At 44.5% G+C, this 16,565-nt stretch carries 14 protein-coding genes; all 14 read left to right on the forward strand.

The window, feature by feature from the left end:
• Positions 1 to 51: 51 nt before the first annotated feature.
• The 14 genes from pyrH (at position 52) to dnaE (ending at position 16,552) form a co-directional block, all read left to right on the forward strand.
• A complete protein-coding gene (gene pyrH / locus DRB05_RS07975; protein WP_010371324.1) occupies positions 52 to 789 on the forward strand; it encodes a UMP kinase in 738 nt (245 codons plus the stop codon).
• Between the two features lie 92 nt (positions 790 to 881).
• The gene (frr, locus tag DRB05_RS07980) at positions 882 to 1,439 is read left to right on the forward strand and encodes a ribosome recycling factor (RefSeq protein ID WP_010371327.1); all 558 of its coding nucleotides are present in this window, start codon (positions 882 to 884) and stop codon (positions 1,437 to 1,439) included.
• Between the two features lie 171 nt (positions 1,440 to 1,610).
• Positions 1,611 to 2,384 carry an isoprenyl transferase gene (locus tag DRB05_RS07985; protein WP_128726464.1) on the forward strand — a complete coding sequence of 258 codons (774 nt, stop codon included), beginning with the start codon at positions 1,611 to 1,613 and terminating at the stop codon, positions 2,382 to 2,384.
• 10 nt (positions 2,385 to 2,394) lie between these two features.
• On the forward strand, positions 2,395 to 3,261 hold the full coding sequence (locus DRB05_RS07990; RefSeq protein WP_128726465.1) for a phosphatidate cytidylyltransferase: 867 nt from the start codon (positions 2,395 to 2,397) through the stop codon (positions 3,259 to 3,261).
• Positions 3,258 to 4,448: a 1-deoxy-D-xylulose-5-phosphate reductoisomerase gene (gene ispC, locus DRB05_RS07995; RefSeq protein WP_128726466.1), complete on the forward strand. Its 1,191-nt coding sequence runs from the start codon at positions 3,258 to 3,260 to the stop codon at positions 4,446 to 4,448. Before DRB05_RS07990 ends, ispC begins: the two co-directional genes overlap by 4 nt.
• Before the next feature lie 2 nt (positions 4,449 to 4,450).
• On the forward strand, positions 4,451 to 5,803 hold the full coding sequence (gene rseP, locus DRB05_RS08000; protein ID WP_128726467.1) for a sigma E protease regulator RseP: 1,353 nt from the start codon (positions 4,451 to 4,453) through the stop codon (positions 5,801 to 5,803).
• A gap of 164 nt (positions 5,804 to 5,967) precedes the next feature.
• Complete coding sequence (gene bamA / locus DRB05_RS08005) at positions 5,968 to 8,439, forward strand: outer membrane protein assembly factor BamA (RefSeq protein WP_128726468.1); 2,472 nt, start codon at positions 5,968 to 5,970, stop codon at positions 8,437 to 8,439.
• A gap of 11 nt (positions 8,440 to 8,450) precedes the next feature.
• A complete protein-coding gene (locus tag DRB05_RS08010) occupies positions 8,451 to 8,969 on the forward strand; it encodes an OmpH family outer membrane protein (RefSeq protein ID WP_128726469.1) in 519 nt (172 codons plus the stop codon).
• Positions 8,969 to 10,012, forward strand: a complete 1,044-nt coding sequence (gene lpxD, locus DRB05_RS08015) for a UDP-3-O-(3-hydroxymyristoyl)glucosamine N-acyltransferase (RefSeq protein WP_128726470.1) — start codon at positions 8,969 to 8,971, stop codon at positions 10,010 to 10,012. Before DRB05_RS08010 ends, lpxD begins: the two co-directional genes overlap by 1 nt.
• A gap of 10 nt (positions 10,013 to 10,022) precedes the next feature.
• On the forward strand, positions 10,023 to 10,475 hold the full coding sequence (gene fabZ / locus DRB05_RS08020) for a 3-hydroxyacyl-ACP dehydratase FabZ (protein WP_010371351.1): 453 nt from the start codon (positions 10,023 to 10,025) through the stop codon (positions 10,473 to 10,475).
• Positions 10,475 to 11,248, forward strand: a complete 774-nt coding sequence (gene lpxA / locus DRB05_RS08025; RefSeq protein ID WP_128726471.1) for an acyl-ACP--UDP-N-acetylglucosamine O-acyltransferase — start codon at positions 10,475 to 10,477, stop codon at positions 11,246 to 11,248. The genes fabZ and lpxA overlap by 1 nt, the downstream gene beginning before the upstream one ends.
• A 72-nt stretch (positions 11,249 to 11,320) precedes the next feature.
• Positions 11,321 to 12,475, forward strand: a complete 1,155-nt coding sequence (gene lpxB, locus DRB05_RS08030) for a lipid-A-disaccharide synthase (protein WP_010371362.1) — start codon at positions 11,321 to 11,323, stop codon at positions 12,473 to 12,475.
• Entirely contained in the window at positions 12,465 to 13,058 is a 594-nt protein-coding gene (gene rnhB / locus DRB05_RS08035; protein WP_128726472.1) for a ribonuclease HII, read from the forward strand. Before lpxB ends, rnhB begins: the two co-directional genes overlap by 11 nt.
• Positions 13,059 to 13,060: 2 nt before the next feature.
• Entirely contained in the window at positions 13,061 to 16,552 is a 3,492-nt protein-coding gene (gene dnaE / locus DRB05_RS08040) for a DNA polymerase III subunit alpha (RefSeq protein WP_128726473.1), read from the forward strand.
• Positions 16,553 to 16,565: the final 13 nt, after the last annotated feature.

Genomic DNA, 16,565 nt, shown 5'->3' on the forward strand with positions numbered 1-16,565 from the left:
CTAGCATAAGCGCGGTTATTTTTTACCTCACTTTTAATTGGCCCGGATATTATGACTATCAATAAAAAACCTGTTTTTAGACGCGTTCTTTTAAAGCTTAGTGGTGAAGCTTTAATGGGAGATGAAGGCTTTGGTATCGATCCAAAAGTATTGGATCGTATGGCACAAGAAATCAAAGAGTTAGTAGAGCTCGACGTAGAAGTGGGTTTGGTTATCGGTGGCGGTAACTTCTTACGTGGTGGTTCACTTGCAGAAGCGGGCATGAACCGAGTTGTGGGTGACCATATGGGAATGCTGGCGACCGTCATGAATGGTCTTGCGATGCGTGATGCGCTGCACCGTGCTTTTGTAAACGCACGTTTGATGTCTGCTATCCCGCTAAATGGTGTGTGTGATGCGTACAATTGGGCAGAAGCAATTAGCCTATTAAAATCTGGCCGTGTTGTTATTTTCTCTGCAGGTACGGGCAACCCATTCTTTACCACGGACTCAGCAGCATGTTTGCGCGGTATCGAGATTGAAGCGGATACCGTGATTAAAGCCACAAAGGTTGAAGGGGTATTTAGCGACGATCCGGTGAAAAACCCAGACGCTACGCTATACCGTACGTTGACTTACAACGAAGTTATCGACAAAGAATTGAAAGTGATGGATTTAGCTGCATTTACATTGGCACGTGACCACAATATGCCAATCAGCGTATTCAACATGAATAAACCGGGTGCATTGAAAAATGTCATCATGGGTGAAGAGGAAGGTACCCTTATCTCTTCTCAAGCAGCAGAATAATCTGACGACTATTTCAGCAACTCGCAGTTAAGTAGCGAATCTCTAAATTGCGAGTATAATCTGGCATAACAAGAACAGACTAGGAAAGTATTGTGATCGAAGATATTAAAAAAGACGCTCAAGAGCGTATGAAAAAAAGTGTGGCTGCACTTGGAAGCCAGCTTTCTAAAATCCGCACAGGTCGTGCACACCCAGCGTTACTAGATGGTATTTCTGTTTCTTACTACGGTGCAGATACACCGCTAAACCAAGTAGCAAACGTTACGACTGAAGACTCTCGTACACTGGCTATTAGCGTATTCGACAAATCGCTTGCACAAGCGGTAGAAAAGGCAATTATGTCTTCTGACTTAGGTCTAAACCCAATGTCAGCAGGTACAGTGATCCGTGTTCCACTTCCTCCATTAACTGAAGAGCGTCGTAAAGATCTTATCAAGATCGTTCGTGGTGAGGTCGAAGGTGGTCGTGTTGCTGTACGTAACATTCGCCGTGACGCAAACGGTGATATTAAGTCATTGCTAAAAGACAAAGAAATTTCTGAAGACGAAGCACGTCAAGCTGAAGATGATATCCAAAAATTGACTGACAAGTTCATCAAAGAAATGGATACACAGCTTAGCGCGAAAGAAGCTGAGTTAATGGAAATCTAAATGTCTTTACCCTAGTGTTTATATTTACGCACTGTTTACGTATTGCAGAAAATACTGCTTTGTTTCTGAGCAGTTAGCGTTTTTGGGGCTAGGTAAACTGACAAATTTATTAGGTTTGAAGCGCCGCCTAGGGTATACTAGGCGGCGTTTTTTTTCACTAAAATTGGAATTATGGTTTTAAAAGCAGAGGTTATTTCGCAGCAATCATTGCCAAAACATGTTGCGATAATAATGGATGGCAACGGTCGTTGGGCTCAAGCTCGCAGGCGTCCGCGCGCTTTCGGACACAAGAAGGGCGTAGATGCGGTTCGCAGTGCTGTACAATTCTGTTCCAAGTTAGGTATAGATTCTCTGACGCTATTTGCCTTTAGTAGTGAAAACTGGCGTAGGCCAGAAGATGAAGTCAGCACATTAATGGAGTTATTTATTTATGTGTTGTCTAAAGAAGTTAAAAAATTACATAAGAACAACGTAAAGCTAACCATTATTGGCGATCTTTCTCGTTTTCCTGACAGCCTCCAACAGCGTGTTCATGAAGCTCAAACATTGACCCAGGACAATACAGGGCTTAACTTAAACATTGCAGCAAATTACGGTGGACGTTGGGATATCACACAGGCAGCACAACACCTCGCAAAACAAGTTGCGAAGGGCGAGTTGCAACCAAGTGATATAACCGAAGATGCCTTGACAGAGCAGATGACGATGGCCGATCAAGCGAATCTCGACTTGCTGATCAGAACGGGAGGCGACTTCCGCATCAGTAACTTCTTGCTATGGCAAGCTGCGTATGCCGAACTCTATTTTACCGACACGCTTTGGCCTGATTTTGACGAGCAAGCATTCTCTGAAGCCATTGCTTGTTACGTGTCTAGAGAGCGACGCTTCGGATGCACAGGAGAGCAAATAAAGCAGCTCCTCGCAGAGAAAGACGCAACAAGTTAAGGGTTCAAATTTGTTAAAACAACGTATTCTAACGTCAGCGGTGCTTGCACCTCTGGCTCTACTTTTGGTGTTTTATACACCGCTGGCAATGTTTAGTACGATTGCCGCACTAATCGTTTTGCTTGGTGCATGGGAGTGGTCGGCGCTTGCAGGCCTTTGTCAAAAGCGTCAGCGTTTTACTTTTGTTGGTGTCATGGCAGTGCTAATTCTATTGCTTAACACTCATTGGCCAATACAGGATTTATGGCAGCAGGGGCGCTTAGTCGCTGATGCTAATTATGTATTTACATTAGCTTTTGCGTGGTGGTTGGTTGCCACTTTCTTGGTGGTTAAATATCCACGAGCAGCGCGTGCATGGAATGAAGGGATCATGATGCGCTCCATCGCAGGTGTACTGACACTAGTGCCGCTGTGGCTTGCATTAAATGTGATGCGTAGCGCCGGATATGAAGATGGCGAGCACATAGGTTCAGTCCTTATCATGGTGGTCTTGGGCATAGTGTGGAGTGCTGATATAGGTGCTTACTTCGCTGGCAAAAACTTAGGTAAGCATAAGCTCATGCCTAAAGTGAGCCCGAATAAAACGATTGAAGGTCTAGTCGGTGGCGTGATCACTGCAGTTGTTTTTGTGTTAGTGTTTTGTCACTTCGCCGCAATTGATCTCAATATGTGGCCAGTCTACGCTGCAATGACCATTATTATCGCGCTATTTTCTGCCGTTGGTGATTTGCTTGAAAGTATGTTTAAGCGCGAAGTAGGTCTTAAAGATTCAGGACGTTGTTTGCCAGGTCACGGCGGTATCCTAGATCGCATTGATAGCTTAACGGCTGCGGCACCCATTTTTGCTTTTTGCTACGCTTGGACGGTTGTGCTATGAGCGAGCAAAACTTGGTGGTACTAGGAGCGACCGGCTCCATTGGACTATCAACGCTAGACGTCGTCAGCCGCAATGAAGAACAATATCGTGTTTTTGCCCTAGTTGCAGGGCAAAACGCGGAAAAAATGGCCGAGCTTTGTTCACGTCATCGACCCAAGTACGCGGTTATGAGCTCTGAGCAGGCAGCTCAGCAACTTTCTCAACGTTTGACGGGCACTACTACGGAAGTACTCCATGGTGTTGAAGCAATGGCTGAGATGGCTCGTCACGTAGATGTGGATATCGTGATGTCCGCAATCGTTGGTGCAGCGGGTTTGTTACCGACTTTAGCAGCAGTCGAAGCGGGTAAAAAAGTGCTGCTAGCGAACAAAGAGTCGTTAGTAATGAGTGGCCAGCTGTTTATGGATAAAGTAAAAGCGCATGGTGCGACTTTACTCCCTATCGACAGTGAACATAATGCCATTTATCAGTGCCTACCAACGACTATACAAACGGGACAATCTTCAAACTTAAGTCACAGCGGTGTTAGTAAGATTTTATTAACCGGCTCTGGCGGACCTTTCTTACAGCGTTCATTGGCTTCCTTAGCATCAGTAACGGTCGAAGAAGCGGTTGCGCACCCAAATTGGTCTATGGGCAGAAAAATCTCTGTCGACTCTGCGACTATGATGAATAAAGGACTAGAGTTTATTGAAGCTAAGTGGTTATTTAACTGCTCAGCTGACGATATTGAGGTGGTGATCCACCCACAAAGTATGATCCACTCTATGGTGCAGTATCGCGATGGTTCGGTGCTGGCACAAATGGGACAACCAGATATGCGAACGCCGATTGCATATGGGCTTGCCTATCCTGAAAGAATCGACGCCGGTGTCGAGCCATTAGATTTTTCTCAGATTGTTGATTTCACTTTTACCAAACCAGATTTTAATCGTTATCCCAACCTCAAATTAGCGATTGATGCATGCCGTAGTGGTCAGGCCGCAACAACAACAGTGAATGCTGCAAATGAAATTGCCGTCGCGGCATTTTTAGAGGGTAAAATTGGGTTTTGCGATATCTATCGAGTCAATGCTTTAACGCTTGAGCAAAGTACGCTAAGCGTATTAAAATCCGTCGAGTCGATTATGGAAACAGACCGTACGGCACGCCATCGAGCACAGCAAATTATCGCTACATTGAGGTAACCATGTTTGAATTTTTCTGGCACTTAGGGTCATTTGTTCTTGCTTTAGGTATTTTAGTTACCGTTCATGAATATGGCCATTTTTGGGTTGCCAGAAAAGCCGGAGTTAAGGTCTTACGTTTTTCTATCGGTTTTGGTAAGCCTTTAGTTAAGTGGTATGACAAACATCAAACTGAATACGTTATCGCCGCAATTCCACTTGGCGGTTATGTCAAAATGCTCGATGAGCGCGTTGATGATGTGTCAGAGCAAGAGCGTCATCTTGCTTTCAATAATAAACCAGTACTTTCTCGTATCGCTGTGGTAGCAGCAGGCCCCATTGCCAACTTTTTGTTTGCGGTTGTCGTGTTGGCAGTGATGTATATGGTAGGAGTTCAATCAGTAAAACCTGTTGTTGGTGAGGTTGCCCCAACGAGTATCGCGGCGGATGCTGGATTTCAATCAGGCGACCACATCATTGCGCTGAATGATGAGCTAGTGCACTCATGGCAAGACGTCACATTCGAATTGATGGCGCATTTAGGTGAACCATCTCTGGTTGCCAAAGTACAAGATGAAAAAGGTAGTTTGGCGATTCGCACGCTACGTTTGAGCGATTGGAAACTAGAAAAGCAAGATGAAGCGCCACTGACCTCAGTCGGCATTACGCCATATAGGCCGCCGCTGACGCTGCAGCTCGGTTATATCGAAGAAGGTGCAGCTGCTGACAAAGGTGGCTTACAGGTAGAAGACACGCTGGTTGCGATAAATGGTGACAGATTGGTATCGTGGCAACAGCTGGTGAGCCGAGTTCAAAAATCTGCAAATCAAGCCATAAGCATTGATATTCTGCGCGATGGTCAACCACAAACTCTAACGGTAACACCTCAGGCAAAAACTTCACCAGAAGGTGTCGTACAAGGCTATTTGGGCGTTGTGCCTGTGATGGAAAAATGGCCAAATGGTTATATTGAAACTAGACAATACGGCATCCTAGATAGTATGGTGCTTGGCATTCGTAAAACTTACGACTTGATTGCCTTAAGTTTCGACATGATCGGCAACTTAATCACGGGCCAAGTCTCGGTTAAAAACTTAAGCGGGCCTGTGGGGATCGCGGTGAGTGCCGGAAATAGTGTTAGTTACGGGTTAGTTGCATTTTTAGGCTTCTTAGCGCTTATCAGCGTAAACTTAGGAGTTTTTAACTTATTACCGCTCCCTGTCTTAGATGGTGGGCATTTAATGTATTACTTAATTGAACTAATTCGCAGAAAACCAGTCTCTGAAAAGACACAAGAGTTTGGGTTTAAGATTGGAGCGGCGCTTCTTCTTGCCTTAACGTTTTTTGCACTATTTAATGATGTTTCTCGGCTTTAAGCCGTGCGGTGCTCAAAAGCGCACATTATATGCAGTTTAAATGTTTGCATTATTGTTCAAGCATACAACGGATAACATAATACAAAACTGTAACGTTTGAATGTTGTGATGTAGTGAGCCTTAGCGTATCGCGCCAAATTGTTGTAAAGGATAAAGATAATAAAATGCCTATAAAAAAACACATTGCAGTAACCAGTTTACTGGGCGCTAGTTTTGCTGCCTTAGGGCAAAACTCCTTTATCGTAGAAGATTTAAAAGTAGAAGGGCTGCAGCGCGTTGCACTAGGCGCTGCATTGACACATATTCCGATCAACGTTGGTGACAATGTCGATCAGTTTACCATTTCACGCACAATCAAGGCGTTATATAAGTCTGGCCACTTTGACAACATCGCAGTATTTCGTGATGGCAATCAAATCATTTTTAAGGTTAAAGAACGTCCAACGATTAGCTCTATCGAATTTGATGGCAACAAAGACATCAAAGACGAGCAGCTAAACGAGAGTTTAGAGCAGCAAAATATTCGCCAAGGCGAACCGTTGGACAAGACCGTACTTGATAGTATTGAAAAAGGTTTAACGGAGTTTTTCCACAGTATTGGTAAATATAACGCTAAGGTTGAGGTGAGCATTGTTGAACTGCCACGTAACCGCGTGAAACTGATGCTGAAGTTTGAAGAAGGCGATGCCGCCTCTGTACGTCAAATAAACCTTGTTGGTAATGAGCTGTTCTCAGATGAAGAGCTGCTTAACCTGATTGAGTCTCAACAGGACTTACCATGGTGGCGCTTCCTTTCTAATGACCGCTACCAAAAGCAAACCATTGAAGGCGATTTAGAAAAGATCCGCAGTTTTTATTTAGACCGTGGTTATCTACGTTTTAATATCGATTCAACGCAGGTTTCAGTAAGCCCTGAGCGTGAGTCCGTTTATGTTACGGCAAATATCACTGAAGGTGAAAAGTATACCGTTAAAGGTTTTGACTTTATTGGTGACTTGCTAGGCCGTGAAGACTTGATTAAGGAAATCGTGCCGCTTCGAGCCGGTGAGCTGTATAATGGTTCCGTGGTGACGGCAACTGAAGATTTCATTAAAAGCTATTTGGCGCGTTTTGGATATGCTAACGCTGAAGTGCGTACTGTTCCTGAAATTGATGATGAAAATAAAGAAGTACAACTAACGCTATCGGTAGACCCTGGTAAGCGCGTGTATGTGCGTCGAATCGTAGTTAACGGTAACCAAAATACAGCGGATGAAGTATTACGCCGTGAAATGACGCAGCTTGAAGGCGCATGGTTGTCTAATCAAAATTTAGAGCGGTCAAAGCTGCAAATTCAACGTTTGCCATATATGGAATCGGTGGAGTTTGAAGTCAAGCCAATCCCAGGCGTTGAAGATCAGGTTGATGTTGACTTCAAAGTAAAAGAGCAGCCTGCTGGTAGTTTCCAAGCAGGTGTTGCTTATGGTTCTTATGCGGGCCTTCAGTTTAACATCGGTGTCAGTGAATCTAACTTCCTAGGTTCTGGTAACCAAGTTGCTTTCAATATAAACACTTCGCGTGGTTCAGAGCGTTATAGTGTGTCTTATACCGATCCTTACTTTACACCTGATGGCGTGTCTCAAGGCAGTAGTGTCTTCTACAGCAAGTTTGATGCGAGTGAATTTGGTATCGTAGATTATAAGTCGACGAGCTATGGCCTCGGCACTAACTTTGGTTTCCCAATTAATGCGATTAACCGTGTTAACTTTGGTATTCGCTGGATAGAAGAAAGCCTTTCGCAAATTTCAGACTTTGAGCAAACACGAGTGCTTCGTGAGAGTTTCTTAAACGAAAGCGATCCAGATGCAGATTATGACTTTACTAAATATGAGTTAAGTGCAGGTTGGTCTCGTGTAACAATTAACCGCGGTATGTTTCCAACAGCAGGTTCTCGTCAAAGCTTGAATTTAAGTATTACTACACCAAACTCTGACTTGAACTTCTTTAAAATTAACTATGACTCACGCTTCTATTGGCCGATTAGTAATGACCATCGCTGGGTATTCTCAGCGAGAGCAGGTTTAGGCTATGGTAATGGTTATGGCGAGACGAATGGGTTTGAGCAAGTATTGCCATTCCAAGAGTTCTTCCGTATTTCAGAGCAAGAACTACGCGGCTTCGACCGAAACACAATCCTACCTCGAGCGGTGCAGCGTGCGCCTAAGTGTATTCCGGGCACACCTAAACCAGATGGTACTGCGGGTAGCTGTATCGGCGGTGACCCTGAGTTTGATACGCTAAGTCTTGGTGGTCGTATTGGTGGTAATGCGAAAGCGCTAGCAGGTCTTGAGCTTATCGTACCAACACCGTTCCTTGACGAAGATAACACCAGTTCTGTAAGAACCAGTTTCTTCGTAGATGCAGCGAACGTATGGGACACAGAATTTGACGTTGATCGCTACAGCAACTTGACGGAAGATCAATACAATCTACTTTCTGACTTCTCTGATCCTACAAGATTCAGAGTATCAACGGGTTTATCTATTCAGTGGATTTCACCAATGGGTCCAATGCTGATCAGTTTTGCATACCCACTCAAAAAAGAAGAAGAAGACGATACCAAGACGATCAGCTTCAATATCAGTAATACATTCTAAGGAGTTTTATTGTGAAAAAATTTATTAAATCATCAACACTAGCCATGACAGCTGCACTAATGATGGGTGCTTCGGGTAGCGCATTTGCACACAAGGTAGGCATCGTAGATATGCAGGAAGTGTATAAGCAAATTCCACAAATGGCGAAAATTGAACAAACGCTACAAGCGGAGTTTGCTGAGCGTCGTCAAGAGCTTGAAAAAATTCAGGGTGACATTCGTTTTGAAGCGGAGAAGTTCAAGCGCGAAGCGACCACAATGAGCGAAGAGCAAAAAGAAGCACTTCGTGAGAAGATCCAAGGCATGCAAAAGACACTTGCTGAAAAAGGTCGTCCACTAGAGCAAGAAATTAAAGCACGTCAAAACCAAGAACTTGCAAAAGTACAAAAGTTAATCGTGGATGCGATTGAATCCGTTGCTAAAAAAGGTAAGTTTGACGAAGTTAAAGTAAAAGATACGACAATTTACTTTAATCCTGATAAAGTAGCCGACCTTTCTGACGATGTGGTAAAAGCGGTTAGCAATAAGTAATGACAAAACTTCACACCTTATCTCAACTTGCTGAGTATCTAGGTGCTCAGCTGCAAGGTGATGGCGATAAATCAATTCGAAATATCGCCACTCTCGCACAGGCAAAAGACGACCAAATCGCGTTTTTAGCCAACAGCAAATACCGTGGTCAGCTTGAAGATACGACTGCGGGGGCCGTGATCTTGAGTGAAAAGGACGCGGACTATTTTGCCGGTAATAAACTCATTATCGCTGATCCTTATGTAGCTTATGCAAAACTTGCACAGAAGCTAGATTCAACACCTAGCGCAGCATCAGGGATTCATCGTACAGCAGTTATCTCAGATACTGCAACGCTTGGTGAAAACGTCAGCGTAGGTGCGAATGCCGTAATTGAAGATGGTGCTGTGATTGGTGATGATGTTGAGATAGGGCCGGGCTGTTTCATTGGAAAACATGCCAAAATAGGCGCAAAGACTAAACTCTGGGCAAACGTAACCGTCTATCATGAAGTACAGATAGGAGAACAATGTCTATTCCAGTCAGGTGCCGTAATAGGAAGTGATGGTTTTGGCTACGCCAACGAGAAAGGCGAGTGGGTTAAAATCCCTCAAGTTGGCACCGTAATTATTGGCGACCGTGTCGAAGTTGGCGCGAGTACTTCTATTGATAGAGGTGCGCTAGAAGACACCATTATTCATAGCAACGTCATTTTAGATAACCAGATCCAAATTGCCCATAACGTTGAAGTTGGTTACGGTACAGCCATCGCAGGCTGCACGGTACTGGCGGGCAGTGTCAAAATCGGCAAGTACTGCCAAATTGGTGGCATGACAGCAATCAATGGTCACAACGAAGTTTGTGATGGGGTTGTCATTACTGGTATGAGCATGGTTACTAAAGGAATTACTGAGCCAGGGATCTATTCTTCTGGTTTACCTCACCAAACGAATAAAGAGTGGCGTAAGTCTATTGCACACTTACGCAATTTATCTGACTTTAAGTCGCGCCTGAAGGCACTTGAGCTGCTGACAGCACAGCTTAAAGATACTGATGTAGAATAAGGAAGCTATTTTGGCTAACGAATTAAACAGCTTTGATATCCAAGAGATTTTAAAACTTCTTCCGCACCGCTACCCAATGTTGCTTGTTGACAAAGTGGTAGACTTTAAGCCTGGCGAATATCTTCACGCGATTAAAAACGTGACGATTAATGAGCCTATTTTCACGGGTCACTTCCCAGAGCAACCTATTTTCCCAGGTGTGTTGATCCTAGAAGCGATGGCGCAGGCAACAGGTTTACTTGGTTTTAAAACGGTCGAGAATCGCAGCGAGAATGAACTATACTTATTTGCAGCGATTGATAATGCACGTTTCAAACAACCTGTTCTACCGGGTGACACGATGCATTTGCACGTTAAGTTCGAAAAAGAACGCCGTAATATCTGGAAATTCAGTGCTGAAGCTAAAGTAGAAGGCAAAACTGTGTGTTCAGCTGAAATTATGTGTGCTAGAAGAGAGTTTTAATGGCTATTCATCCTACCGCAATTATCGAATCAGGCGCGCGTCTAGGCGAGAATGTTTCTGTAGGCCCTTATAGTTATATTGGCAATGACGTAATCATTGGTGATAACTGTAAAATTGAATCACATGTTGTGATCAAAGGCCCATCTGAGATTGGTTCAGGCAATCACATTTTCCAATTCGCGTCAGTAGGGGAAGCCTGCCAAGATAAAAAGTACAAGGATGAACCAACCAAGCTAATTATTGGTGATAACAACGTTATTCGTGAGTGTGCGACTATCCATCGTGGCACAATTCAAGACGAAGGGATCACTCGAATTGGTAGCAATAACCTATTTATGGCTTACACCCATGTGGCACACGACGCAGTCATTGGCAGCAATGTGATTTTCGCTAACAATGCGAGTGTAGCCGGACATGTACATATTGGTGACTGGGTTATCCTTGCGGGTAATTCTGGTGTACACCAATTTTGTAAAGTGGGTTCACATGCCTTTATTGGTATGTACTCGGGTGTGAACCAAGACGTGCCGCCTTTTGTTACAACGACTGGCACGCCAGCGAGGCCCGTTGCAATTAACACCGAAGGCTTAAAGCGTCGCGGCTTTGAGTCTGATGAAATTATGGCAACAAGACGCGCATACAAAACGTTATTCCGTAAGGGACTGCGTTTGGAAGATGCGTTAGAAGCGTTAAAAGAGGATGCTTCTGAGTTCACAGCAGTTCAGCAAATGATTGATTTTATTGCGACTTCTAATCGTGGTTTGATCCGCTAAACTTGAACCGCAATACAGGTTATACTTACGCCATACATTTTGTATGGCGTTTTTTTATACTGAAAAATAACAATGGCTAACGAAAAAAATATCACCATTGGCGTGGTCGCAGGAGAGTTATCGGGCGATATACTCGGTGCTGGCCTGATAAATGCGCTAAAACTGCATTACCCCAATGCTAATTTTGTCGGGATCGGTGGTCCTAAAATGCAACAAGCGGGTTGTAAAAGCCTGTTTGACATGGATGAACTGGCTGTTATGGGACTAGTCGAAGTGCTTGGTCGCTTACCTCGCTTGCTAAAAATTAAAAAGCAGTTGGTGAACTACTTTATTGATAATCCACCTGATGTATTCATCGGTATTGATGCGCCGGATTTTAATTTGCGTGTTGAAAAACCGTTGAAAGCGGCAGGAATTAAAACCATTCAGTATGTAAGCCCGAGTGTGTGGGCGTGGCGTCAAAAGCGCATCCATAAGATTGCTGAAGCGACTAACCTAGTGCTGTCTTTGCTGCCGTTCGAAAAAGCCTTTTATGATAAACATGAAGTGCCTTGTACATTTGTGGGTCATACGCTGGCGGATGAAATTCCACTTGAACCGGATACCGCAGGTGCGCGTGCACAGCTGAACTTAAGTCAAGATGATACGGTTTTAGCACTGCTTCCTGGTAGTCGGGGCTCTGAAGTTGGCTTATTGAGCCGCACTTACCTCGCCACCGCAAAAAAATTAGTCGATAAAATTCCTAACTTAAAAATAGTCGTGCCTTTGGTAAACGAAAAGCGCAGAGCACAGTTTTTGGAAGCCTTGAACGAAGTCGCGCCGGAATTGAACCCGATTATGCTTGACGGCCAGTCAGCACTGGCAATGCAAGCTGCGGATACCGTTTTATTGGCCTCGGGTACAGCCACACTTGAGGCGATGCTATATAAGAAGCCAATGGTGGTAGGGTATAAGCTAAATCCTAAGAGTTATTGGATTTTTAATACCTTTTTTACCTTTAACATCAAATACTTTGCCTTGCCGAATTTATTGGCCGACGCACCACTTGTGCCTGAGTTTTTACAGGCAGAGTGTAATCCTGACGCACTTGCTGATGCACTTTTCCCGATGTTAAAAGGCAATAATAGTAAGCTTGTTAGAAAGTTTTACGAGATACATGAGAACATTCGCCTAAATGCCAGCAAACAAGCGGCTCAGGCTGTAATGGAGTTAATAGATGCAAATTGAACGTCCTGATGTGCAGTATATTGCAGGCGTTGACGAGGTAGGACGTGGCCCGTTGGTGGGTGACGTTGTTACCGCTGCCGTCATTTTAGATCCAACCAAACCAATAATAGGGTTAACCGACTCGAAAAAACTGTCAGAGAAAAAGCGCAATGCATTGGCAGAAGAAATAAAAGAAAAGGCATTATGTTACTGCATTGCTAGAGCGTCAGTTGCAGAAATTGACGATTTGAATATTCTTCACGCAACGATGTTGGCGATGACACGCGCAGTTGAAGGATTGAAAATTCAACCAAATCATGTATTTGTTGATGGGAATCGTTTACCTAAGTTGAGTGTTTCGGCGACCGCAGTTGTAAAAGGGGATAGCCTAGTTGCCGAGATAAGTGCGGCATCCATATTGGCGAAAGTCACCCGAGACAATGAGATGTTAGCACTCGATGCGGAATATCCAGAGTTTGGTTTTGCAGGCCACAAGGGCTATCCAACCAAAGCCCACTTTGCTGCACTTGAAACACACGGGGTTACTCCGCATCATCGTACAAGCTTTAAGCCTGTGCAACGAATTTTGGCCGAGAAGGAGTAAGCATGCCAGCCCCGCAGTTTGTCCATTTGCGTGTACACAGTGACTTCTCAATGGTGGACGGTCTAGCTAAGACTAAACCAATTGTGGCAAGGGCCGAAGAGCTTGCAATGCCTGCGCTTGCCATCACCGATCAAATGAACTTATGTGGTTTGGTGCGCTTTTATAGCGGCGCCCACGGGGCAGGGATTAAGCCAATAATTGGAGCGGACTTTTGGCTTAAGTCAGATCAATTTCCTGATGAACCAAGCCGAATTCTCGTTCTCGCTAAGAACAATCAGGGTTATAAAAACCTGACTTTGTTGATCTCCGATGCTTATCTTCGCGGCCATGTATTCCATCGTCCTGTTATTGATAAAGAGTGGCTAGCAAAATATAAAGAAGGGCTGATCCTTATTTCCGGCGCGAAAGATGGCGACTTAGGTAAAGCTATCTTAAAAGGTAATCCTAAGCTCATTGAGGAGACTCTAGCGTTTTACGAACAGCATTTTAGCGACCATTTTTATATCGAGTTGCAACGCACCTCACGTGCACAAGAAGAAGAATATCTCCACGGTGCTGTGGAGGTGGCGGCGGCGCGTAATATACCCGTTGTGGCGACGAATGAAGTGGTGTTTTTACATGAAAAAGACTTTGATGCCCATGAAATTCGCGTTGCTATTCACGACGGTTACACATTAGAAGATAAAAATAGACCAAAGCGATTTTCTAAAGAGCAATATTTAAAGACTTCTGAGCAAATGCAAGCGCTCTTTAGCGACATTCCAGAAGCTTTAGAAAACACCGTAGAAATCGCCAAACGCTGTAACGTGACGGTACAGCTTGGCACATATTTCCTACCAGATTATCCAACGGGCGATCTGGCGATTGAAGATTTCTTGGTAAAAGTGTCGAAAGATGGTCTAGAAGAACGTTTGCAGTTTTTATTTCCTGACGAAAATGACCGCAAAGAAAAGCGTGGTGAGTATGACGACCGTCTGCAGGTTGAGCTTGACGTTATTAACCAAATGGGATTTCCAGGTTACTTCTTAATCGTAATGGAGTTCATTCAGTGGAGTAAGGATAACGGCATCCCTGTAGGTCCTGGTCGTGGCTCCGGTGCCGGCTCTTTGGTGGCATATGCGCTTAAGATCACAGATCTTGACCCACTTGAATTCGATCTCCTATTCGAACGATTCCTTAACCCAGAACGGGTTTCGATGCCAGACTTTGACGTCGACTTCTGTATGGATAGGCGGGATGAGGTAATTGACCACGTAGCTAAACTCTACGGTCGTGACGCAGTATCTCAGATCATCACTTTTGGTACGATGGCGGCAAAAGCGGTAATTCGAGACGTCGGCCGTGTGCTTGGCCACCCTTATGGCTTCGTAGATAGGATTTCCAAGCTTGTACCTGGCGACCCTGGTATGACACTTGCCAAAGCGTTTGATGTTGAGCCTCGCTTGCCTGAAGCTTATGACAGTGATGAAGAAGTCCGTGAACTGATCGATAAATGTCGTATTCTTGAAGGCTGTACACGTAACGCGGGTAAACACGCCGGTGGTGTTGTTATCTCGCCTACCACTATTACCGACTTTGCAGCACTGTATTGCGACGAAGAAGGTAAATTCCCAGTTACCCAGTTTGATAAGAATGACGTAGAAACTGCAGGTCTGGTTAAGTTTGACTTCCTCGGTTTAAGAACGCTAACCATTTTGCAATGGGCGCTCGACATGGCGAACGAACGCCTTGGCAGAGAAAGTCGTGAACCGATTGATATTGCTGCCATCCCACTGGATGACCCCGCAAGTTTTAAAGTGTTACTAGACGCACAAACAACTGCGGTATTCCAGTTGGAATCTCGTGGTATGAAAGACTTGATCCGTCGCTTGAAGCCAGACTGTTTCGAAGACATGATCGCACTGGTTGCACTATTCCGTCCAGGCCCGTTGCAATCAGGCATGGTAGATAACTTTATCGACCGTAAGCATGGTCGCGAGGAAGTATCGTATCCTGATGCGCAATATCAGCACGAAAGCCTACAACCTATACTGGAGCCGACCTACGGGATCATCCTTTACCAAGAACAGGTAATGCAGATAGCGCAGGTGCTTGCAGGTTATAGCCTAGGCGGCGCAGACTTGCTTCGTCGTGCAATGGGTAAGAAAAAGCCAGAAGAAATGGCAAAGCAACGTGCAACGTTCGAAGATGGTGCCAAAAACAATGGCGTCGAAGGCGAACTTGCCATGAAAATCTTCGACTTGGTAGAGAAATTCGCGGGTTACGGCTTTAACAAATCACACTCTGCTGCTTACGCGTTGGTGTCTTACCAAACGCTATGGATGAAAACCCATTTCCCTGCCGAGTTTATGGCGGCGGTAATGTCAGCGGATATGGATAACACCGACAAAATCGTAACCTTGGTCGATGAATGCGAAAACATGAAGTTGACGCTGCTACCACCAGATGTGAATGCCGGTGTTTATAAATTTACTGTAAATCGTCAAGGTGAGATCGTCTATGGTATAGGGGCGATAAAAGGCGTAGGTGAAGGTCCTGTTGAAGCTATTCTTGAAGCGCGAGCTAAGGGAGGAGAATTTAAAGATTTATTCGACTTCTGTGCGCGAGTTGATTTAAAGCGCCTAAATAAACGCGTGATTGAAAAGCTAATATACGCAGGAGCGCTTGATAAGCTTGGCCCTGATGGAGATCAGCCAGGGCGTGCGACTTTACTGGCAAGCCTAAAGGATGCCATGAAGTCGGCAGAGCAGCATCACAAAGCTGAATCACTTGGACAGAGCGACTTATTTGGTTTGCTTGCGGTTGAGCCAGAGGAGGTTGAACAAGCCTTTATCAAAGCCACGCCGCTCAGCGATAAAGAATGGTTAAACGGGGAAAAAGAGACGTTAGGTCTCTACCTAACTGGTCACCCAATTAATCAATATCGCAAAGAATTAAAATATTATACCTCTGGCAAGTTAGTTGACTTACAACCCGGTAATCGTGATACGGTAGCAACCGCGGCGGGACTGGTTATCAATGCTCGTACCTTGATAAACAAAAAAGGAGCGCGTTGGGGACTTATCACTTTAGATGACAAAAGTGCCCGAATTGATGTACGCTTATTTCCTGAACAGTTTGAAATGTACCAAGAAATGCTGCAAATTAACCAAATCTTGGTAATATCTGGACAGGTCAGCTTTGATAACTTCTCTGGTGGCATTACAATGACCGCAAGAGAAATCTCTACCATTGCTCAGGCGCGAGAAAAGCGTATTAGTGCAATAAAAATGACGCTAAATATGGCTCAAATTGACGCGAACTTCTTTGATAATTTCAAAAAAGTGCTAGAACCATATAAATTTGGAACGTGTCCGGTAAAAATTAAATATCAGCGTCCTGATGCATTAGCAGAGTTAACATTAGGAACACAATGGTGTGTGACGCCGAGTGATGAGCTTTTAACTCGTTTATCACTATTGGCGGCGCAGGAATTAGAATTAGAATTTAACTAAACAGGTAGTTTAG

The organism is Pseudoalteromonas sp. A757, from assembly GCF_004103285.1.
In the GTDB taxonomy this organism is placed as follows: Bacteria; Pseudomonadota; Gammaproteobacteria; order Enterobacterales; family Alteromonadaceae; genus Pseudoalteromonas; species Pseudoalteromonas galatheae.